Source organism: Blastococcus saxobsidens DD2 (assembly GCF_000284015.1).
Classification (GTDB): Bacteria; Actinomycetota; Actinomycetes; order Mycobacteriales; family Geodermatophilaceae; genus Blastococcus; species Blastococcus saxobsidens_A.
In genome coordinates this window covers 3034153-3053470 of the sequence record NC_016943.1, presented here as the reverse complement: position 1 = coordinate 3053470, position 19318 = coordinate 3034153, and the positions used below count along the sequence as shown (strand labels likewise).

Genomic DNA, 19318 nt, shown 5'->3' with positions numbered 1-19318 from the left:
GATGCAACTGAGCGCAGCGCTGGAACAGCACATCGCAGTGTTCGGCGAGAGCGGCAGCGGCAAGACCGTGCTGCTCTCCTCGTTCTACGGGGCGACGCAGGAATCCCAGTACCTCAAGGACAGCCTTTTCCACGTCGTGGCCGACGACATCGGGCAGGGCAGCCGGCTGCACCGGAACTACCTCGGGATGAAGAGCTCGGCACGCGTGCCGGCAGCGAACCACTTCGCGGCCACGTCCTACGCCTTCTCGGTCAAGCTGAAGCCGGGACCCGATTCAGAGGCGGGGCCCAACGCACTGCGCCTCGTCTGGCACGACTACCCGGGGGAGTGGTTCGAGGAGGACGTGAGCGGGCCGGAGGAGGAGCAGCGTCGGGTCGACACGTTCAGGTCTCTGGTGCGGTCCGACGTCGCCCTGCTGCTGGTCGACGCTCAGCGGTTGCTGGACAACGCAGGTGAGGAGGAGCGGTACCTCAAGTCGCTGTTCGCCAATCTGAAGAACGGCCTCCTGAGCCTTCGGGACGACCTGCTGGACGACGGGAAGCCCCTCGTCGAATTCCCGCGCATCTGGGTGCTGGCGCTGTCGAAGTCGGACCTGCTGCCGGACATGGACGTCTTCGCCTTCCGGGATCTGCTCATCGAAAAGGCCAGCGACGACATCGGTCTGCTGCGGGAGGTCATCGCAGACATGGTGGAGGGGCGCGCCGCGCTTTCGGTCGGTGAGGACTTTGCCCTTCTCTCGTCGGCACGGTTCGAAGCGGGACGGATCGAACTCACGGATCGGGTCGGCCTGGACCTGATCCTGCCGCTGGCCGCCATGCTTCCCCTCGAGCGGCACATCGACTGGGCCGAGTCGCAGCAGCTGCCGGCCCAGGTGGCGGAGAACCTGCTGGGCGGGATAGGTCCTGTGGTGGACGTGCTGTTCAAGCGGCTGTCCGGTCTGCCGGGCCCGCTCGGCTACTTCTTCGGTACCGCCGGTCCCAGCCTGCAGCTCGTGGCCGGCATGGCCGGGGACGCGCTGAAGGAGATGAACGAGAGGGCGCGCGCGAAGGGGGAGAACCTGAAGGCCACGCTGACCGGCTTCCGGCTGGACCTGGACCGGGGCGAGGAGCAGAAGATCTTCCTCAGGAGCCTGCGATGACCCTGATCTGGGCCACCCGCGGCCGGACCTGGGGCTTCCGGTTCCTCCGAGACGGAGGCTTCGAGGAGCCGCTCCGGGTCTACGACGTCGCCTTCTCGGAGATTGACGACGGTCCGGAAGTCTGGCGTCGCGTTGCCGGGACGAGTGAGCTGCCCGAGATGGTGGCCCTGCGGATGCCGGACCCGCTGGGGCGGCAGGACCGCGCCGGAAGGGTGATTCCTCACCACTTCGTCGCCCTCCCGCCACTGGCCGACGAGGTCGACTCGGTCGAGGACGGTCTGCGGCTGGTCTGGCCGTTGGTCGCCGACCAGTTCGAGCGGATCTGGGAGCTTCCGAAGCCGCCCTCGCCCACTGGTTGACCTCTGCGGATCGGCGCCGCGCGGGAGACGTCGAACCAGCGATGTCGCGGCGTGGACACGTGTCACCGGGTGCCGTGCGGCTATGGATGAGGGGGGTGACCGTGAACGGGGAATCTGCGCGTCGTGCGGCGTTCCTCCGTAGGGAAGGCGCCACCAGGCAACATCACGCCTTGCGGATTTCGGGGTGCTACGGTGCGCTACATGAAGTTGGTGACGCACCGAGAAATGCGCAACAACAGCGGAGAGATCCTTCGGGCCGTCGCGGCCGGCGAATCTGTGCAGGTCACCAACAACGGTCAGCTGGCGGCGGTGATTGTGCCTCCCGTCGGCGCGACGGTCGATGACTTGATCCTGCGTGGACAGGCGCGTCGAGCGCGCCGGCCTCGTGCCGACCTGTCGACGATCCGACGGCGCACGTCCACGCTGTCGAGCCAGGAGCTGGCGGACGACGTCCGAGGCCGCTGGTGACGTCATACCTGGATACGTCAGCGGCGATGAAGCTGCTGGTCGAGGAAGCGGAGTCCGCGGCGCTGACGACGTACCTCCAATCGCAGGTGGTTTCTGACGTGGTCGCGTCGTGGTTGCTCCACACGGAACTGCACTGTGCCGCAAACCGTCACCCGCATGACATCGACCTGGCTTCGGTGGGCGTCGTGCTCGATACCGTGACGCTGGTCGATCTCACGCGAGGTGACTTGCTGACGGCCGGAGCGTTGCCCGGCCGGCTGCGCTCGAACGACGCAGTCCACTTGGCTGTCGCCCTGCGGATCGGAGTGGACGAGATGCTCACCTACGACTCCGAGTTGGCCGCTGCCGCGGGCACGTCGGGCTTGGCCGTCGCCTGTCCAGCCTGATCGCTGTGCGGGCGCGCCAGCGATGTCGCAGAACGTCGCAACTCAGGTAGTTCTCACGACATGCGGTGGTGCGTGTCGGCGTAGTTGATGCCGGCGGTGGAGACGTCGTAGAGCTGCTGACCGGGGCCGGCCTCCGGCTCGGGGATGTCGACGACGTCGAGGACCTCGGGTCCTCCGAAACGGGTGATCTGCACGGCACGCATGCGCAGGAGGCCAAATGCTGCGCAGGCACGTACTGACGTCGGGCGTCACGGTCCGACCTGGGGAGTGCCGAGCGGGTCCAGGAGGACCTGGGCCACGCCTCGTTCCCGCGTTCCGCCGCCTCAGCACGAGACGTCCGGTCAGCCGTAGACGTCGGCGCGGTGCGAGATGCGTACCACTCTGACGAGGATCTCGTCGTCGTGGATGGAATAGATCACGCGGTACTGGCCTCTCCGTGCAGACCAGTAGCCCTCGAGTTCGAAGCGCAGCGGCTTGCCGACCCGGTACGGGTCCGCGGCGAGCGGCCCGAACAGGAAGTCGACGACCGCCACGGCCACCGGCTCGGGCAGGTCTCGCTCGATGGCCCGCTTAGCCGCTGCCGAGAGCACGACGGTGTAGGTGTGCGGCCCTGTCACCGGCGGCGGGCGGCGAGGGCGGCGCGCACGGCGGCCTCGCCGTAGACCTTGCCGGCGGCCATCTCCTCCTCGGCCCGCCTGATCTCCGTGCCGGCTCGGGGATCGGACAGGATCTCCAACGTCTCCATCAGCGACTCGTAGTCCTCGACGGCGAGGATGACGGCCACCGGGCTGCCGTTCTTCGTGACGGTCACGCGCTCATGCGTGCCGGCGACCTCGTCGATCACCTGACTGAAGTGCGCCTTGACCGCCGCCAGGGACTGAATCGACATGACCTCAATTCTGGTCAATCGGCCAGTAGCGGTCAAGCAACTCGGCAGGAGACCCCAGGCGACTCGGCGCGGGTGGAACCTCGCAGCAGGTGGATCGACCGCCGTCGGGATCCAGTCACCTGCCGCGACGTGGAAGCTCCAGGTTCCCAGGCCGTCGGCGCCGACGGCCGTCTGCAGTGCATCGGCCCACGCCGCGTCGTCGGAGCCGATAGAGACGTGCCCGGGCGCGAGAGTGCGATGGCGGTGTGGGCTTGGACGTACAGGAGACCGTCGGTGACGACCGTGTGGCGCAGCTGGTGGATGAGGCCGAGCACGGCAGGCGCGGGTTGCGGAGGGGCATCGGTCAAGGACAGGACCCGCCCCAACCTGTGGCCGGCAGAGTCCAGCCAGAGGAGAGACAGCGTCCGGCCGGACGTGGTGTGCTCCGATAGATCCTTTGCCTCCAACGGGGCAGGCAGGACTCTCCGATCCCCCGCTCGGCCGCGGTCCCAGGGGTCGGCTCCTCCCGCCGACGGGCCAGCGCCACCGCTCTACGGCGGAACTCCGGCGGCTCGACCGCAGGAGATCCAGAACTCCTCTCCCGAGGCGATCACCGCCTCAGATCAGGGGGTCGGGAACCGGGTCAAGTTCCTCCTGTGGCGCTAACGTCATCGACGATCGGCTTAGCAACAACTCCGGCGGTGTTCGCACGGCCGGCTCGGGCGACCTGCTCCGCACCCGCTCCGGGTCGTGTGCCGCCTTGCCCCTGAGGTGAGCGCGGATGAGGGTTCTGGTCGTCACCGAGATACGGCTCTACCGAGATGGTGTCGCCGACTTGCTGCGCGCGCTCCCTGACGTGGCTCACGTCGCCACCGCCGCCACCACCGCCGGTGCGGTCGCGGCCGCACGCCGGCAGGAGTGCGACTTGGCCCTGCTCGACGTGACGATGGAGCGCGCGTTGGTAACCGTTGCGGCTCTGCGTACCGCGCGGCGCGATCTGCGCGTTGTGGCCATGGGAGTGCACGAGGACGGGCTCGAGGTGGTGGCGTGCGCCGAGGCCGGGGTCTCCGGCTACGTCTCCCGGGACGCCGGCTTCGATGAGGTCGCCGGCGCGCTGCGCTCGGCGGCCCGAGGCGAGGTGGCGTGCTCCGGCCGGGTGGCCGCCGAGCTGATCCGGCACATCGGCCTGCAAGCAAGGGCGACGCCCACCGTGTCCAGCGTGGTACCCCTCACCCGACGTGAGCGTGAGGTACTGCGGCTGGTGCAGAGCGACATGTCCAACAAGGAGATCGCCCGGGCCCTGGACCTTCAACTGAGCACCGTGAAGAACCACGTGCACAACGTGCTCGCCAAGTGCGGCGTCACGGGTCGCGGCGAGGTCGCAGGAGCCTTGGCCCGGATCGACGCCGAGACGTTGTCTCGAGGGAGGGCCCAGTACCTCGAGGGGTCCGCCACGCTGACCTGAGCAGCTCTGGGCCCAGGAAGGGCCCAGAGCCGATCCGACTCACACCCCCCGGCCGATTGCGCCGCACCCGCCAGCCGCGCCTTAGTTGCTGACAGGCCGTTCGAGGGGGTGGGCATGTCGGCGGTGAAGGAGCACGACACAGCGGAGCCGGTGCGCGTCTGCCTCATCGGCTGCACCGGCCTGCTCGGCGACATAGTCCTCGACGCCCTACGCCGTGACCCGAGGATCACGGTGGTCGCCCGCGTCGACTCCGCCGCGGAACTCGGGAACCCTGCCGACTCCGCGCCACCGCTCGACGAGCTCGACCTGGTCGTGTGGAACTGCGCCGACGAGTCGCGGGTGCCCGAATGGCTGGACGGGGTCCGCTCGACCCCCCGCGTGCTGGCCGTCGTCGAGGACGGCCGCGCCGCGGCGCTGTGGGAGCTGGCGCCGCGTCGCACCGCGCTGGGGTCGCTGTCACCGCTCCTGCTCGCCGAGGTCATCCGCACGGGAGCGCTGCATACCTCGTCCGGCCGCACCGAGTTTCGGACCGAGACCCAGGAGTTGCCATGACCGAGAAGCTGATCTGGGACGTGACGGTCCGTGCCGAAGGAGGGCCTCAGCTGACCGGATCGGGGGTGCTCGAGGTCGACGCCTACGACAAGCTCTCGGTCGTGGTGCCCGCCGGTGGCGACCTCGAGGTCAACCTCGGCCCCGGCGCCGCCGGCCTGATCGCCTGCCTGGTGATTCTTCCCGACGAGCCGAGCGCCGACCTCAGCTACGACGTCGGCTCGCAGACCATCGGGCTCGACGAGCCCCAGGTCCTCCTCGGCGGTGCCGTCGACCTCACCGGCAACCCGGCCTCCCTGACGTTCGCCAATGCGGGAACGGCAGACGCAAACCTTCAGATCCTCATCGGCCGCGACGCGACCCCGTGAACCACCCACTGCATCAGCACAGGAGTCCGAGTCGATGACCGTGAACCTCACCTATCCCGGCGTCTACGTCCGCGAGGTCAGCAGCGGCGTCCGCACCGTCACCGGTGTCGCGACGTCGATCACCGCCTTCATCGGACGGACCCTGCGCGGCCCCACGGACCGGCCCGTGCTGGTCCAGAGCTTCACCGAGTTCACCCGGATGCACGGCGGCCTGTGGGCCGAGAGCCCGCTCAGCTACTCGGTGTCCCAGTACTTCCTCAACGGTGGACGCGATGCGCTCATCGGCCGGGTCGTCAACGGCGCGGCGAGGGCGACGGTCACGCTGCCTACCGGCTTCGGCCTGGAGGCCGCCGACGAGGGGGCGTGGGGCAGCCGGCTACGAGTGCGCGTCGAGGACGCCGCAGCCGGGCCGGGGGAGCCCTCCGACTCGCGCTTCAATCTGCTGGTCAAGGACACCGCGACCGGGCAGCCGGAGAGCTTCCTCAACCTGTCCACCCAACCCGACCACCCGCGGTTCGTCACCGGCGTGCTGCGTGCCGGGTCGGCGCTGGTGCGGGTGAAGGGCGCCGTGCCGTCGGCCCGGCCGACCGCCAGCGGTGCCGCACCGGCAGGCACCGACCCCCTCGAGAACGCCGCCAGCTCGACGCCGTTCGGCACCGACGGGTCCGACGGCAGCGCCGTCACCGACACCCAGGTCAGCGGTGCCGCGGCCCAGGCCGCCCGGCAGGGCCTGTGGGTGCTGGACCTGGCCGACATCGTCAACCTGATCGTGGTCCCGCCCCTGACCCGCACGGTCGACGTGGGCAAGGCGACCTGGGACGCCGCGCTCGGCTACGCCGTCGACCGGCGGGCCGTCGTCCTGGTCGACCCGGCCAGCAGCTGGGCCAACCCGGATGCGGTGATCAGCGGCATCGCTGCGCTGACCACCCGGACCGCCAACGGGGCCCTCTACTACCCCAGGGTGACGTCGCCCGACCCGCTGCGGGAGAACCGTCCCGACACCTTTGCCGCCAGCGGCGCGGTGGCCGGGGTGATCGCCCGTACCGACGCCTCGCGCGGTGTCTGGAAGGCCCCGGCCGGGCTGGAGGCGACACTGCTGGGCGTCGACGACCTGGACTACACGCTGACCGACGGGCAGAACGGCCGGCTGAATCCGCTCGGGGTCAACTGCCTGCGGCAGTTCCCGGTGGCCGGGCGCGTGGTCTGGGGCGCGCGCACCCTGGTGGGAGCCGACCAGCTCGCCTCGGAGTGGAAGTACCTCTCGGTCCGCAGGACCGCCCTCTACATCGAGGAGAGCCTCTTCCGCGGCACGCAGTGGGTGGTCTTCGAGCCGAACGACGAACCGCTCTGGTCCCAGATCCGGCTGAGCATCGGCTCCTTCATGAACGACCTCTTCCGCCAGGGCGCCTTCCAGGGCAGCAGCCCGCGGGAGGCCTACCTGGTCAAGTGCGACAGGGAGACCACGACCCAGCACGACATCGACCGCGGCGTGGTCAACATCTCGGTCGGCTTCGCCCCGCTGAAGCCGGCGGAGTTCGTGATCATCTCCATCCAGCAGCTGGCCGGCCAGACCGCGGTCTAGGCCCAGGAAGAGGGGCCACCATGGCCGAGTTCAGCGTCAACGCCCAGCGGTTCGATCCGTACCAGAACTTCAAGTTCCGGGTGCGGTGGGACGGCCGGTACGTCGCCGGGGTCTCCAAGGTGAGCGCGCTCAAGCGCACGACCGAGGTGGTCGAGCACCGCGAGGGCGGGGATCCCTCGACGTCGCGGAAGTCGCCGGGTCGGACCAAGTACGAGCCGATCACCCTGGAACGCGGGGTCACCCACGACCCCGAGTTCGAGAAGTGGGCGAACAAGGTGTGGAACTTCGGCTCCGGTCTCGGGTCGGAGGTCTCGCTGAAGGACTTCCGCAAGAACATCATCATCGAGATGTACAACGAGGCCGGACAGGTCGCGATCTCCTACCAGGTGAACCGCTGCTGGGTCTCGGAGTTCCAGGCTCAGCCCGATCTCGACGCCAACGCCAACGCCGTCGCGATCCAGTCGATCAAGCTGGAGAACGAGGGCTGGGAGCGCGACTACGCCGTCACCGAGCCCACCGAGCCGACCTTCAACGAGCCGGCCTGATGACCGTGGCGCCAGTGATGACCATGGCCCCCCGGATGCGCCTGCACCTGCTGGACGCCGTCGCGGGGATGCACCCGACGGACGCGGCCGTGCGGTGCCTGGCCCTGGCCTACCCGGAACTGCCCGATCCGGCCGGTCTTCCGCTGGGCCAGCGCGATGCCGCCCTGCTCGGGCTGCGTGCGCGGCTGCTGGGGGACAGGCTGGTGGCCTGGACCAGCTGCGACTCGTGCGGGGAGCAGTCGACCCTCGAGCTCAGCGTCGCCGAGCTGCTGGAGCAGATGGGCGCCCGCACCGAAAAGCGGTGGGTCCTGCAGCACCAGGGAGATCCGCTGCCGGTGCGCGCCCTGACCAGCCGCGACCTTGCCCGGGCCGCTGGGGCGCCGTCGCCGGAGGAGGCCCGGGACCTGCTGGTGGCCGCAGCACTGGACCAGGTGACCGAGCCGCAGGACGCCCCACCGTTGGACGACGAGCTCGCGGCTGCCGTCGCGGCCAGCCTCGCCGAGCACGACCCTGGCTCCGAGGTGCTGCTGGCCGGCAGCTGCGCGGTGTGCGGTGAGCAGTGGAGCCACATGCTCGACCCGGCCCGGTATGTGGTCGCCGAGCTCGCGCACCTGGGCGCCCGGCTGCTCGCCGAGGTGGCAGAGCTGGCGCGTGCTTTCGGCTGGACCGAGGCCGACGTGCTGGCTCTCTCCGACCAGCGGCGGCGCGCCTACCTCGAGCTGGCGTCGGAGATGACGGGTTGATGCGGTGAACCCCGAGACGAGCCGGCGCGACGACCCCGGTACCGGCCTGCTGGCGCGACTGGTCGCGCGCCAGCGCGGGGCAGCGCCCGTCGTGCGGCCGGTGCTGGCGTCGCGGTTCGAGCCCGTCGGCGAGCCTGGTCTCGGTGCTGTCGACGCCCGAGACGAGGTGGGTTCGACGGACGGACCGGTGGAGGTCGAGGCGCTGCGGCCCGCGCCTCCCGGGTCACCCGGACGGGATCAGGCCCGACGCCGGCGTCCACCGGAGCCGCAGGACGCCGCGTGGCCACGGACGGACGTCGACCCCTCGCCCGACCGCACCGCCGACGGGCGGCCCCCGCCTCACGGGCGGGGATCACCGGGGCCGGAGACTGCGCCCCTCGAGAACCCGCCCAGGGATGCTCCTGGAACCCACGCCCCTGGGGAACGGAGCATCCTGGGCCAGGCTGACCGGCCGCGACCTGCCGCGCCCCGGTTGCCGGGCCCGTTGGTCCCACCCCACGAGGCGGACGCCGACGTCGGGGAGGCGCCCCGGGCTCCGCGGCGGCCCGTCGACGACAGCCATCAGAACCGCGAGGAGCCGGCGTCGCTGCCCGAGCCGATGGTCGCCGTGCACCACGACCACGCCGCGCCGTCGGGTGAGCAGGTGGTCGCGGGTGCACAGGTCGACCAGGCGTTCGGGACGAGGCCACCGGAGCGACCTGTTGAGCCGGCGGAGCAGCAGATCACCGTCTCGGTCCGGATCGCCCGCATCGAGGTCCGGACGCCGACGCCCACCCTCTCCGACGTCGCGCCCGAGCGGCGTACCGCGCACCAGCCGCGGCTCAGTCTGGAGGACTACCTCGCGCGACCGAACCGCGGCCGGTCATGAGCACCGGGACGGCGGTGGCGGGCACCACCGAGGCGATGCGCAAGCTGCTGGAGGAGTGGCTCGCCGAGGCCGACGTGGACAGCTCGCTGAACGGTGTGCACGCCACGGTCACCGCGAAGCCGCCCGACCAGCACGCGCTGAGCGGATCGGGCGCCCTGACCGGTCTGAACCTCTTCGTGCACCGGGTCTCGCTGAACCAGGGATGGCGCAACGTCGACCTGCCCTCGGTCGACGCGCTCGGCCACCGCACCGCCAACCCGCCGCTCGCGATCGACCTGCACGTCGTCCTCTCCGCGTACGGTCCCGGCCAACTGGCACCCGAGCACCTGCTCGGCCACGGGATGCAGGCCCTGCACCAGCACCCGGTACTGACCCGCGGCGAGCTCGACGCGCTGCTGGGTGACTCCCTGGGCGCCGGGCTGTCGGCCCAGGTCGAGCAACTGCGGATCACGCCGGAGGCGCTCAACGCCGAGGAGGCGTCCCGGCTCTGGGCGGCGTTCGGGGCGAAGTATCGGCCCAGCTTCTACTACCGCGTCTCGGTGGTCCTGATCGAGGGCACCACTCCCGCGCGCTCGCCGCTCCCGGTGCTGACCCGCGGGGAGCGGCTGCCCGGCAACCGAGAGGCCGGGGTGGACGTGGCCTCCGGCCTGACGCCGCGATATCCGATCCTGACCGGGCTCCGACCGGCCGGCGGCCACCCGGTCGCGGTGGCTTCCGGCACGGTCACCGCCGACGGCGAGCTGCTCGCCGGTAGCAGCCGCGTCGTTCGCCTGGTCAGCATCCGGCGGCAGAGCGGCGACGAGGTCGACCTCGGTCCTGGCACCGACCGGCAGCACCTCACCTTCACCGTCCCGGGCACCTTGGCTGTCGGCACGTACGACGTCCTCGTGGTGGTGCAGGCCCAGGCCGGTGACCCGGTCCGCACGACCAACCGCCTCTCCCTGATGGTCGCGCCCGCCATCACCTCCGCGTTCCCGCTGGCGGTCACCCGGGACGGCCAGGGCGACGCGACCATCACCGTGACCTGCGCACCGCCGGTCGAGCCCGACCAGACCGCGGCGCTGATCCTCGGCTCTCGCGAGACGCCCGCGGAGGGGCACGCGACCACCACCGGTTCGCTCACCTTCGTGGTCCGCGACGCCCCCGTCGGTACCCACCTGGCCCGGCTGCGGGTGGACGGCGTGGAGTCGATCGTCGTGGACCGCAACGCCATCCCACCTGCCTTCCTGCCCCTGCAGGTGGTGATCTCGTGAGCGCCGGGACGACCTCTCGTCAGGAGCAGGACTGGACGACGGCCAACCAACGGCTGCTCGACAGCGAGCTCGGCCACCTGGCGGCGCTGTTGTCCGGAGACGCCTCGGCCGAGGAGGCGCTGCCCGACGAACCCCCGCTCGCCCAGGGCCGGTCGACGCTGGACGCCCTGGCCGACGCATTCCGCCTCACCGGCTTCGAACGGAGTCTGCTCGCGCTCTGCCTGGGTGCCGAGCTGCACGACGGCGTCTCGGTGGCACTCGGCCGCAACGGCGGCGCCGTCACCTGGTCGCTGGCACACCGGGTGCTGCCCGGAGCCCACTGGTCCGCGCTCGCTCCCGGGTCACCGCTGCGCCGCTGGCAGCTGGTCGAGGTCGGTCCCGGGCGGCTGGTCGGTGCCCCGTTGTCCGTGGCCGAGTCGGTGCTCCACCACCTGCTCGGGGTCGACGACCTCGACCCGTGGCTGGTCCCGCTGGTCCATCCGTTGCGGCCGGCGACGTTGGTCGCCGCTTCGCACGCCGAGCTGGCCGAGTCGGTGGTCCGCCGGTGGAGCGACCCGACGAGCGCCTGGCAGGTGATCGGGGTGCACGGTGACGACGAGCACGGCCGTCTCGACGTCGCCTGGCTGGCATGTGCACGGCTCGGCCTGGCGCCGCACCTCTTGCGCGGGGCGGACATCCCCGCAGATCCGGCCGAACGCGCGCACCTGGCCAGCGTCTGGACCCGGAGCGCGCTGCTGACCGGCGGCGCGCTGGTCGTCGAGCTCGACGACCGGACCCTGCCCGCTTCCGTGCAGTCGCTGCTGGAGCGGCTCGACGGACCGGTGGTCCTGAGCAGCCAGGACCCCGTGCCGGTGCCCGGGGTGGTGCGTCACGAGGTGCGCCGCCCCGAGGCCGCCGAGCAGCGCCAGCTCTGGCGTACCGCGCTGGAGGAGACCGACGAGGCGGACCTGCAGCCCGAGGTCGACCTGTTGGCCTCCACCCACCGGCTCAGTGCCCGCGAGATCGAGGAGTGCGCCCGGCTGGCGGACGGCGGGAGCCTGCGACGACAGCTTCGTCGGTCGGGTACGTCCGCTCTCGATTCCCTGATGCGCAGCATCGAACCCCGCGCCACCTGGTGCGACCTCGTGCTGCCGCCCGACCGGGTCGAGCTGCTCCGCGCCATGGTCGACCAGGTCCGCGCACGCTGCACGGTGCACGAGGACTGGGGCTTCGCCGAGCGCAGCACCCGAGGGCTCGGCTCCACCGCGCTCTTCGCCGGCGAGCCCGGCACCGGAAAGACGATGGCGGCGGAGGTGGTAGCGGCCGACCTCGACCTCGAACTCCTGCACGTCGACCTGTCCGCGGTGGTGAGCAAGTACATCGGGGAGACGGAGAAGAACCTGCGGCGCATCTTCGACCGGGCGGACCAGCAGGGCGCGATCCTGCTCTTCGACGAGGCCGACGCGCTGTTCGGACGCCGTAGCGAGGTGCGCGACAGCCACGACCGGTACGCCAACATCGAGGTCAGCTACCTGCTGCAGCGGATGGAGGTCTACCGAGGGCTCGCGGTGCTGACCACCAACGCCCGGGACTCACTCGACCGTGCGTTCGTGCGCCGGCTCGGGTTCATCGTGCAGTTCCCGTTCCCCGACGCCGCGCACCGACGACTGATCTGGGAGGGCGCTTTCCCGGCGAGGACTCCGACCCGCGACCTCGACCCGACCCGGCTCGCCTCGCTGGCCGTCAGCGGCGGGGTGATCAGCAACATCGCATGCGCCGCCGCGTTCCGGGCGGCCGGCCGCGGCGGCCCGGTCACGATGGCCGACCTCGCCTGGGCGGCCCGCGCCGAGCTCGCCAAGTCCGGGCAGGTCCTCTCGCCGGCCGACCTGGCCGGGTGGGAGGCGTCATGAGGGTCCCGGATCGGCACGAAGCAGCAGCGGACCAGACCGCCGACACCGTGCTCGCCGCGCAGCCCGACCGGTCCCGGGTACGCCGAGGTGCGCCGCCGCAGCGGCGTCCTGGTCGTGCCGTCCCGGGACGGGGGCTCACCGAGGCGGAGGCGGCGTACTTCGAGCCGCGGTTCGGCGTCGACTTCTCCTCGGTGCGCATCCTCGCGGGATCGGACGGAAGAGCAGCGGCAGACGCGCAGAGTGCACAGGCCTTCACGAGAGGCGAGACCATCACCTTCGCCCGCCGACCGGTGCTCTCGAGCACCGCCGATCGGCAGCTCTTCGCCCACGAGCTCGCCCACGTGGTGCAGCAGCGGCGGGAGCCGTCGCTGGCCGGCACGGTGCAGCGCCGGCCTCTCGCCGGGGCTGTGGGCATCAGCAGGGTCGTGATCCTTCGAGCCAAGCGGAGGATCAACGTGACCCTGACAGACGGTCGCACCTTCGTCCTGATCCTGGACAGGGACTCCTCGATCATTCCCGTCGGCACCTATCGGGGCGAGCACAAGCTGCACAGCAGCAAGGACCTCGTGCGGGATCCGAGCGGACGGGTGCCGACGGACACAGAGATCGACTTCACCGCCATCCCTCCGAAGGGGATACCGGCCTGGACCGAGCTCGCGGACTCGACCTACGACCTCGAGGTGCGCGGCGCGAAGAGCGCAGCGCCCGTCCCCACCACCCCGGTCACGAAGGGCAAGGGCGTGGGAGCCGGCGACAAGGCCGGGACCGGCAGCAGCCAGAAGGGCAGCGGCCCCGGTGGCGAGGGTGCGGACAAGAGCGGCGACAAGAGCGGCGACAAGGCCGGTGACAAGGCCGGTGACAAGGCCGGCGACAAAACCGGCGACCCCGACGCCATCCTTCCGGTCGAGACCGACGCCGAGAAGAAGCGGAAGGTCGACGCGGTCCTCGAACGGCTCGAGGACCTACCCGACGTGGGGGGCACCCCGATGACCCCCGAGCAGCTCGCCACGCTCGCGGAGATGACCGCCGCCGAACTAGTCGACGTCGTGACGTTCCTCCAGAACGCTGCAGCGGAGTCGGAGACGCCGATAGACACCGCGGCCGAGATGGACAAGTACCTCGCGCTCAGCCCGAGCGACCGTGAGCTGCTGCGGGTCAACCAGGAATTGATGGGCGACGCGAAGGCCGGTCCGCTGCCCGACCAGGTGCGGATCGCGCTGGAGAGCTCGGCGGAGACCAACGTGCAGGTCGCCGAGCAGGTCAAGGCGCTCAACGACGGCCTGCAGAACCTCGCCGCGATCAAGGACAAAGTGACCCACCCCGAGGTGAAGGCAGCCCTGGACGGCGCCGATCTCGACCCCATCGACCTGGAGAAGCTCCCGGTCTTCCGGGAGATGATGATGCTGGAGGGCCTGCTCGCCGGGGCCAGCACCAAGTCCCCGGAGATCGAGGCCACCGCCAAGGACCTGACCAAGAGCATCGCCGGCATCCGCGACTACGTGCTCGAGGAGATCGCCTGGCTCGCCGCCGAGCTGGGCGCCTCCTACCTGATCGGCATGCTGCTCGGACCGGTCGGCACGGCCGCCGCCGTGGGACGCGGGGTCATGCTGCTCAACCGGCTCAACGATCTGCGGCTCTTCCTGCAGAAGGTCGAGTCGGTCTACGCGACGTACCAGCAGATCAACGTGATCGCGACCCGGGTCACCAGTACCTGGACGACGTACAAGGCCTTCGAGACCGAGTTCACCAGCGGTCTGGCCGAGCTGGAGAAGCTCACGGAGCTCGCCGACGACCCCAACGTGGCCGACGAGGCGCTGGAGGCGGCCACCGACAAGGTCACCGAGCTGGAGGACCAGCTGGTCGAGAAGATGCTCGCCCAACTGGAGTCCGGCACCGGGCTCGGTGCGCTGCTGGAGAACTTCGACATCCCCAAGGACGCCATCGAGGACGAGGACGCCCTGCGCCAGATCCTCTTCGACATTCCGAAGGGCGTACGCGAGCTGGACGCACTGATGGCCCGGTACCGGGCCAGTGGCCGCGACCTGGAAGCGGTGAAGCTGCTCACCTACAAGTCCGTGCTGGTCGGGACGCTGCTCTACCCGTTCGTGGGCTATCTCGCCCGCATGGTCGGCGGGCGGCTGCAGCAGCTCACCCGGGGGCAGACCCTCTCCGAGCGGCTGGTCAACGTCATCGCCGGTGCGGCCGGACGTGCGGGTGGCGGCGGGAAGAAGTACGCACCGCCCGGGGCGAAGGCGACCAGGGAGAAGCTCGCCGGGGCGAGGCGGAAGCCGAAGGCAGCCAAGCCCACGACCCCGAAGAAGTCGAGGAAGACGAAGAAGCCGGACGAACCCGACGAGCCGAACTCAACCAGCAAGAAGAAGCGGAAGGGCGACAAGGACGAGGACGACGACCCGGCCCGGAAGAAGAAGGATGACGACGAGAAGGACGACGACCCGGCCAAGAAGAAGGATGGCGACGAGAAGGACGACGACCCGGCCCGGAAGAAGGACGACGACGACCCCGCGAAGCAGAAGGACGACGACACCAAGAAGACCGACCCGACCTCGCTGGAGTGGATGGAGGTCGAGCGCAAGGTCGGTCAGCTGCCCGGCCGCAACCCCGATGGCATCACCAGGATCGCCCTCCGGACCGCGGGCAGGGCGATCGCCAAGCGGCACTCCACGGTGGTCGGACGCACGAGGGTCACCGCCGTGCCGGATCGTGGCGCGTGGCGGGTGGAGCTCCGACGCAGGCCCGCCGGTACGTCCGCGACCGCAATCGTGCTGATGGGCTACCGGGAGCGCTGGGACTCCGGGCAGAAGGCGATCGAGGCGTGGGTGCCGAGCCTGTCTGACGACAGCCGTGGCCTCGGCGGGGTGCGCACCGCGGTCCAGAGGTTCAAGGAGCCCTACCGCTACACCTCGCTCGACACCGAGTACTTCGCGGAGGAGGGCCGCCGGGGTGGCCACCGCGGCGTACAGATCACCGGGACGATGGGCAGGATGGGCAAGCGCGCCATCACGGTCGTCGACGACCCGGTCGGCCTCCACACCGGTCAGCGGAAGGATCCGATTCCGCTCTGGTGGTACAAGGACGAGGGCTGGTACCGCGGCAGCGCCGGCGGGTTGAGGCTGCCCAATCCCGGCGTCAAGGTGCCCTTCCCGGCAGCCGCGTCGGCCCGCCACCCGGTCACGCTCCCGACCGGGACCGTGGTCACCGTCGGCATCGAGGACGAGCACCTGATCCGCAAGGGCAGTCTGGTGCAGCGGACGAAGTCGAGACGGGAGGCCAACCCGCCCAAGCAGATGCGGGCTGCCCTGGACCAGGTGGGCGTCACCAGGCTCCAGGACAGCGACATCGACCACGTCCAGGACCTGGGCTTCGGCGGGACCAACAAGTTCGACAACCTCTGGCCGTTGGACCGCGAGAAGAACCGGTACGCCTTCCTGGGCCGGTGGTACCGCGACTACACGGTGATGTACCTGGCCTCCGACCGCCGCACGGTGAAGCGCGGTGCACTCTGGAACCTCGTCGGCAAGTGGTTCACGGTGCAGGGCACCGCGACGAAGGTCGCCAACTGGGGCGGCCGTGACGGGGAGCGGCCATGACGACCCACGTGGAAGTGTACGTCGAGTCCCTGGCCCTGGACCTCGGAGCAGACGCGCACCCGGACGAGGCCGCCGTACGCCGCGCGCTGGAAAGCGCCCTGTGGCAGTCGGACGAGCTGGCCGACCACGGAGCAGGTGAGGTCATCCCGACCGTCGCGCAGGTGGTCGCCCGCCAGGTCGTCCGAGACGTCTCGCACGAGATCCGAGGGGCGGTGCCGCCGTGCTGAGCCCGCGACTGGTCAAGGGCGGCCTGGTGGAGGTCGACGCCGGCAGCGGCGCCGTGCGCCGGGTGGTGATGCTGCAGTACAACCCCGACTCCATGGCGCGCACGCTCAAGCTCTCCGGGACAGACGGTGGCCCTGAGGCATTGCGGATCGGCAAGCCTCCGACCGAGACGCTGAGGATCGAGGTCGAGCTCGACGCCACCGACGCGATGGAGAAGGGCGCAGGCGCCGAGCTCGGGGTGCACCCGATGCTGGCCGCGCTCGAGCAGCTGGTCCACCCGAGCCTGGGTGAGCTGCGTCGCCGCGACGCGCTGGCGTCGGCCGGTGCGATCGAGATCATCTCGGCGCAGGGCCCGCTGACCCTCTTCGTCTGGAGTGCCAAGCGGATCCTGCCGGTCCAGCTGAGCGAGCTCGCGGTCACCGAGGAGGCGTTCGACGCCCGGCTCAACCCGGTGCGGGCCAAGGTCACCGTCGGGATGCGCGTGCTGACCGCGGGCGACCTCGGCTACGACCAGCGCGGCGGCGGCATCTACCTCACCTACCTCGGGACGAAGGCGTCGCTGTCGCGCAAGGTATCGGACGCCGCGCTCGCCTCACTCGGGATCGGAGCCATCCCGTGAACGACGACCAGGCACGTCAGCAGCTCGCCGCGATGCTCTCCCAGGCAGGGGCGACCGTCTCACCGTTCGGTCCCAACAGTCGCTACCACGCCACCCCGCTGGCGACCACGCTCGACGACGACGGCAACCCGGTGCGCTACCTGCGCCGACGTTTCCTGCCCGACCCGGACGCGCTGGTCCAGGTGGGGGAGCACGAGGTCGAGCCCACCGACCGACTCGACCTCGTCGCCGCGGCGGTGTTCTCCGACCCCGAGCTCTCCTGGCGGATCTGCGACGCCAACCTGTGCCTGGACCCCGACGAGCTGACCGCCCGGCCCGGCCGGCGGCTGCGGATCACCCTGCCGCCCGGACTGCCCGGAGGTGGGTCGTGATCGAGTCCGCGGACCTCACCCTGCTGATCGGCCCCGGTGTCCCGCTGCCGGCCCTTCGCAGCGTGATGGAGTCCGTCGTCTCGGTACGCGTGAGCACCGGTGCCGCCCTGACCGGCTTCCAGATCGTGATGGAGGCAGGGCGCACCTCCGACCTCACCCGAATCCTGCTGCCGGCCGGCTACCTGGACCCGATCGTCACCCGGGTCGTCATCGTGGTCACGATCCGGGGACTCCCGCACGTGCTGGTGGACGGGGTGGTCACCCACCACGAGGTCACTCCCTCCAACACCCCGGGCGGATCGACGCTGAGCATCATCGGCGAGGACCTCTCGGTGCTGATGGACCTGGTCGAGATGCCGTTCATGCGCTACCCGGCGATGCCCGAGGTCGCCCAGCTCTACGCGATCCTCGCCAAGTACGCCGTCCTCGGCATCGCACCCGTGGTGATCCCGCCGATCGTGAGCGCGCTGCGCAACCCGCTCGACGGCTTCGACACCCACACCGGCACCGACCTGGACTACATCCGCCAGCACGCCGAGCGCTGCGGCTACGTCTTCTACCTCGAACCCGGACCGATGCCCGGCACGAGCATCGCCTACTTCGGCCCCGACGTCCGGGTCCCGATCCCACAACCCGCGCTCAGCGTCGACCTGGACGAGGCCACCAACGTCGACTCGCTCTCGATCTCGCTGGACGGCAGGGCCAAAAAGGTCACCGTCTACACGATCTTCGACCCGATCACCCACAAGGTGCCGGTGCCGATCCCGGTGCCCGACATCAGCGTGGTCCGCCCGCCGCTGGGGCTGCGCCCGACGCCGCCGGCCCGGGTGGAGTTCGCTCAGGGTGGCCACCTCGAGCCCGCCGAGGCCGCCAAGCGGATCCTCGGCGACCTGATGCGCTCCTCGGACGCGATCACCGCCAACGGCACCCTCGACGTCGCCACCTACGGCCGGCCCCTGCGCGCCCGCCAGCTGGTCGGCGTACGCGGTGCCGGCCTGGCCTACGACGGCCTCTACTACGTCAACACCGTCACCCACGAGCTCACCCCGAGTTCCTACAAGCAGTCCTTCACGCTCTCGCGGGACGGGCTGATCTCGCCGACCCCCGTGGTGCCGGTCGGTTGAGGAGCGACATGACAGCCCAGATGACGCCCAGCACGTCGAATCCGGCCGGGACCAGGACCTGGTACGGCAAGTACCGCGGAACGGTGGTCAACAACATCGACCCCAAGGGCCTGGGGCGGCTCCTGGTCGCCGTGCCCGACGTGCTCGGCCTGGTGCCGTCGAGCTGGGCCGAGGCGTGCGTGCCGCTCGCCGGCCCCACCGGTACGCCGATGGGCGCCTGGTTCGTGCCGCCGACGGGGGCGGGGGTGTGGGTCGAGTTCGAGGCCGGTGACCCGTCGCGCCCGATCTGGACCGGCTGCCGGTGGGGCACCCCGGCGGACCCGCCGACCCTGGCCAAGGCCGGGCTCCCGGTATCCCCCAGCATCGTGCTGCAGACCGCCGGCCAGCAGACCCTCGCCATCTCCGACCTGCCGGGCCCCACCGGCGGGATCATGCTCAAGAGCGCCACCGGCGCCACCCTGATCGTCAACGACACCGGCATCTACATCCAGAACGGCAAGGGCGCCTCCATCGTGATGACCGGGCCGACCGTGACGGTCAACAACGGCGCGCTGACGGTGGTGTGAGATGCCCGGGCCGATCCTGCACAGCGGAGCCGTGGTGACCTGCACCCACGGCGGCCAAGCCACGCCGTCCGCGCCGATGGCCCGGGTCACCGTCTCGGGGATGCCCGTGGCGACGCTCCCGGCACCCTGGACGGTCGCCGGCTGTCCGTTCGTGCCCACCGGCGGCAACGGCCCGTGCGCCACCGGGCAGTGGACGGTCGGGGCGACCCGGGTGATGGTCCTGGGCCAACCCGTCGTCCTGCAGACGAGCAGCTCGACCTGTGTCCCCACCGGTACGCCCCTGCTGCCGGTCTCCGCCCAGACCCGCGTGATCGCGACCTAGGA

The 19318-nt window shown here is 70.6% G+C and carries 23 protein-coding genes; 20 read left to right on the top strand and 3 right to left on the bottom strand.

Annotated elements, in window-relative coordinates:
- The first annotated feature begins 1 nt into the window (after window position 1).
- The 4 genes from BLASA_RS14490 to BLASA_RS14475 all read left to right on the top strand — a co-directional run bounded on the left by BLASA_RS14490 (window position 2) and on the right by BLASA_RS14475 (window position 2351).
- Window positions 2-1138, top strand: coding sequence for a TRAFAC clade GTPase domain-containing protein (locus tag BLASA_RS14490; protein WP_014376931.1), 1137 nt, complete (start codon window positions 2-4; stop codon window positions 1136-1138).
- On the top strand, window positions 1135-1497 hold the full coding sequence (locus BLASA_RS14485) for a hypothetical protein (protein ID WP_014376930.1): 363 nt from the start codon (window positions 1135-1137) through the stop codon (window positions 1495-1497). Before BLASA_RS14490 ends, BLASA_RS14485 begins: the two co-directional genes overlap by 4 nt.
- A 201-nt stretch (window positions 1498-1698) precedes the next feature.
- Complete coding sequence (locus BLASA_RS14480) at window positions 1699-1965, top strand: type II toxin-antitoxin system Phd/YefM family antitoxin (RefSeq protein ID WP_014376929.1); 267 nt, start codon at window positions 1699-1701, stop codon at window positions 1963-1965.
- Window positions 1962-2351 (top strand): type II toxin-antitoxin system VapC family toxin, encoded by a 390-nt coding sequence (locus tag BLASA_RS14475; RefSeq protein ID WP_014376928.1) that lies wholly within the window; start codon window positions 1962-1964, stop codon window positions 2349-2351. The genes BLASA_RS14480 and BLASA_RS14475 overlap by 4 nt, the downstream gene beginning before the upstream one ends.
- Before the next feature lie 53 nt (window positions 2352-2404).
- Here the strand turns inward: BLASA_RS14475 and BLASA_RS24310 are convergent, their stop codons facing one another.
- The 3 genes from BLASA_RS24310 to BLASA_RS14465 all read right to left on the bottom strand — a co-directional run bounded on the left by BLASA_RS24310 (window position 2405) and on the right by BLASA_RS14465 (window position 3240).
- Complete coding sequence (locus BLASA_RS24310; RefSeq protein WP_014376927.1) at window positions 2405-2554, bottom strand: Zn-dependent oxidoreductase; 150 nt, start codon at window positions 2552-2554, stop codon at window positions 2405-2407.
- Between the two features lie 138 nt (window positions 2555-2692).
- Window positions 2693-2968 carry a type II toxin-antitoxin system RelE family toxin gene (locus tag BLASA_RS14470; protein WP_014376926.1) on the bottom strand — a complete coding sequence of 92 codons (276 nt, stop codon included), beginning with the start codon at window positions 2966-2968 and terminating at the stop codon, window positions 2693-2695.
- On the bottom strand, window positions 2965-3240 hold the full coding sequence (locus BLASA_RS14465; RefSeq protein ID WP_014376925.1) for a type II toxin-antitoxin system Phd/YefM family antitoxin: 276 nt from the start codon (window positions 3238-3240) through the stop codon (window positions 2965-2967). Before BLASA_RS14465 ends, BLASA_RS14470 begins: the two co-directional genes overlap by 4 nt.
- A gap of 760 nt (window positions 3241-4000) precedes the next feature.
- Here BLASA_RS14465 and BLASA_RS14460 point away from each other — a divergent pair.
- The 16 genes from BLASA_RS14460 to BLASA_RS14385 all read left to right on the top strand — a co-directional run bounded on the left by BLASA_RS14460 (window position 4001) and on the right by BLASA_RS14385 (window position 19316).
- A complete protein-coding gene (locus BLASA_RS14460) occupies window positions 4001-4684 on the top strand; it encodes a LuxR C-terminal-related transcriptional regulator (protein ID WP_014376924.1) in 684 nt (227 codons plus the stop codon).
- A 114-nt stretch (window positions 4685-4798) separates the two neighbouring features.
- A complete protein-coding gene (locus BLASA_RS14455; protein ID WP_014376923.1) occupies window positions 4799-5236 on the top strand; it encodes a hypothetical protein in 438 nt (145 codons plus the stop codon).
- Window positions 5233-5601 (top strand): hypothetical protein, encoded by a 369-nt coding sequence (locus BLASA_RS14450; RefSeq protein WP_014376922.1) that lies wholly within the window; start codon window positions 5233-5235, stop codon window positions 5599-5601. The genes BLASA_RS14455 and BLASA_RS14450 overlap by 4 nt, the downstream gene beginning before the upstream one ends.
- A 34-nt stretch (window positions 5602-5635) precedes the next feature.
- Entirely contained in the window at window positions 5636-7183 is a 1548-nt protein-coding gene (locus tag BLASA_RS14445) for a phage tail sheath family protein (RefSeq protein WP_014376921.1), read from the top strand.
- Between the two features lie 20 nt (window positions 7184-7203).
- Window positions 7204-7728: a phage tail protein gene (locus BLASA_RS14440; RefSeq protein WP_014376920.1), complete on the top strand. Its 525-nt coding sequence runs from the start codon at window positions 7204-7206 to the stop codon at window positions 7726-7728.
- A complete protein-coding gene (locus tag BLASA_RS14435; RefSeq protein WP_051005015.1) occupies window positions 7728-8471 on the top strand; it encodes a hypothetical protein in 744 nt (247 codons plus the stop codon). The genes BLASA_RS14440 and BLASA_RS14435 overlap by 1 nt, the downstream gene beginning before the upstream one ends.
- Window positions 8472-8955: 484 nt before the next feature.
- Window positions 8956-9339: a hypothetical protein gene (locus tag BLASA_RS25125; protein ID WP_014376918.1), complete on the top strand. Its 384-nt coding sequence runs from the start codon at window positions 8956-8958 to the stop codon at window positions 9337-9339.
- A complete protein-coding gene (locus BLASA_RS14425) occupies window positions 9336-10592 on the top strand; it encodes a DUF4255 domain-containing protein (protein WP_014376917.1) in 1257 nt (418 codons plus the stop codon). Before BLASA_RS25125 ends, BLASA_RS14425 begins: the two co-directional genes overlap by 4 nt.
- Window positions 10589-12481 carry an ATP-binding protein gene (locus tag BLASA_RS14420; RefSeq protein WP_014376916.1) on the top strand — a complete coding sequence of 631 codons (1893 nt, stop codon included), beginning with the start codon at window positions 10589-10591 and terminating at the stop codon, window positions 12479-12481. Before BLASA_RS14425 ends, BLASA_RS14420 begins: the two co-directional genes overlap by 4 nt.
- Window positions 12478-16089, top strand: a complete 3612-nt coding sequence (locus BLASA_RS23560) for a DUF4157 domain-containing protein (RefSeq protein ID WP_014376915.1) — start codon at window positions 12478-12480, stop codon at window positions 16087-16089. The genes BLASA_RS14420 and BLASA_RS23560 overlap by 4 nt, the downstream gene beginning before the upstream one ends.
- Window positions 16086-16316, top strand: a complete 231-nt coding sequence (locus tag BLASA_RS14410; protein WP_014376914.1) for a hypothetical protein — start codon at window positions 16086-16088, stop codon at window positions 16314-16316. The genes BLASA_RS23560 and BLASA_RS14410 overlap by 4 nt, the downstream gene beginning before the upstream one ends.
- A complete protein-coding gene (locus BLASA_RS14405) occupies window positions 16310-16933 on the top strand; it encodes a hypothetical protein (RefSeq protein ID WP_014376913.1) in 624 nt (207 codons plus the stop codon). Before BLASA_RS14410 ends, BLASA_RS14405 begins: the two co-directional genes overlap by 7 nt.
- On the top strand, window positions 16930-17304 hold the full coding sequence (locus BLASA_RS14400) for a hypothetical protein (RefSeq protein ID WP_014376912.1): 375 nt from the start codon (window positions 16930-16932) through the stop codon (window positions 17302-17304). Before BLASA_RS14405 ends, BLASA_RS14400 begins: the two co-directional genes overlap by 4 nt.
- Window positions 17301-18428, top strand: coding sequence for a hypothetical protein (locus BLASA_RS14395; RefSeq protein ID WP_014376911.1), 1128 nt, complete (start codon window positions 17301-17303; stop codon window positions 18426-18428). The genes BLASA_RS14400 and BLASA_RS14395 overlap by 4 nt, the downstream gene beginning before the upstream one ends.
- 8 nt (window positions 18429-18436) lie before the next feature.
- Complete coding sequence (locus BLASA_RS14390) at window positions 18437-18994, top strand: phage baseplate assembly protein V (RefSeq protein ID WP_197536224.1); 558 nt, start codon at window positions 18437-18439, stop codon at window positions 18992-18994.
- Between the two features lies 1 nt (window position 18995).
- Window positions 18996-19316: a hypothetical protein gene (locus BLASA_RS14385; RefSeq protein ID WP_014376909.1), complete on the top strand. Its 321-nt coding sequence runs from the start codon at window positions 18996-18998 to the stop codon at window positions 19314-19316.
- Window positions 19317-19318 lie beyond the last annotated feature (2 nt).

Coding starts and splice junctions, on each gene's coding strand:
- BLASA_RS14435 (WP_051005015.1), top strand. CDS start 7,728: ATGACCGTGGCGCCAGTGATGACCATGGCCCCCCGGATGCGCCTGCAC.
- BLASA_RS14455 (WP_014376923.1), top strand. CDS start 4,799: ATGTCGGCGGTGAAGGAGCACGACACAGCGGAGCCGGTGCGCGTCTGC.
- BLASA_RS24310 (WP_014376927.1), bottom strand. CDS start 2,554: ATGCGTGCCGTGCAGATCACCCGTTTCGGAGGACCCGAGGTCCTCGAC.
- BLASA_RS14450 (WP_014376922.1), top strand. CDS start 5,233: ATGACCGAGAAGCTGATCTGGGACGTGACGGTCCGTGCCGAAGGAGGG.
- BLASA_RS14460 (WP_014376924.1), top strand. CDS start 4,001: ATGAGGGTTCTGGTCGTCACCGAGATACGGCTCTACCGAGATGGTGTC.
- BLASA_RS14465 (WP_014376925.1), bottom strand. CDS start 3,240: ATGTCGATTCAGTCCCTGGCGGCGGTCAAGGCGCACTTCAGTCAGGTG.
- BLASA_RS14410 (WP_014376914.1), top strand. CDS start 16,086: ATGACGACCCACGTGGAAGTGTACGTCGAGTCCCTGGCCCTGGACCTC.
- BLASA_RS14480 (WP_014376929.1), top strand. CDS start 1,699: ATGAAGTTGGTGACGCACCGAGAAATGCGCAACAACAGCGGAGAGATC.
- BLASA_RS14485 (WP_014376930.1), top strand. CDS start 1,135: ATGACCCTGATCTGGGCCACCCGCGGCCGGACCTGGGGCTTCCGGTTC.
- BLASA_RS23560 (WP_014376915.1), top strand. CDS start 12,478: ATGAGGGTCCCGGATCGGCACGAAGCAGCAGCGGACCAGACCGCCGAC.
- BLASA_RS14440 (WP_014376920.1), top strand. CDS start 7,204: ATGGCCGAGTTCAGCGTCAACGCCCAGCGGTTCGATCCGTACCAGAAC.
- BLASA_RS14490 (WP_014376931.1), top strand. CDS start 2: ATGCAACTGAGCGCAGCGCTGGAACAGCACATCGCAGTGTTCGGCGAG.
- BLASA_RS14425 (WP_014376917.1), top strand. CDS start 9,336: ATGAGCACCGGGACGGCGGTGGCGGGCACCACCGAGGCGATGCGCAAG.
- BLASA_RS14385 (WP_014376909.1), top strand. CDS start 18,996: ATGCCCGGGCCGATCCTGCACAGCGGAGCCGTGGTGACCTGCACCCAC.
- BLASA_RS14390 (WP_197536224.1), top strand. CDS start 18,437: ATGACAGCCCAGATGACGCCCAGCACGTCGAATCCGGCCGGGACCAGG.
- BLASA_RS14445 (WP_014376921.1), top strand. CDS start 5,636: ATGACCGTGAACCTCACCTATCCCGGCGTCTACGTCCGCGAGGTCAGC.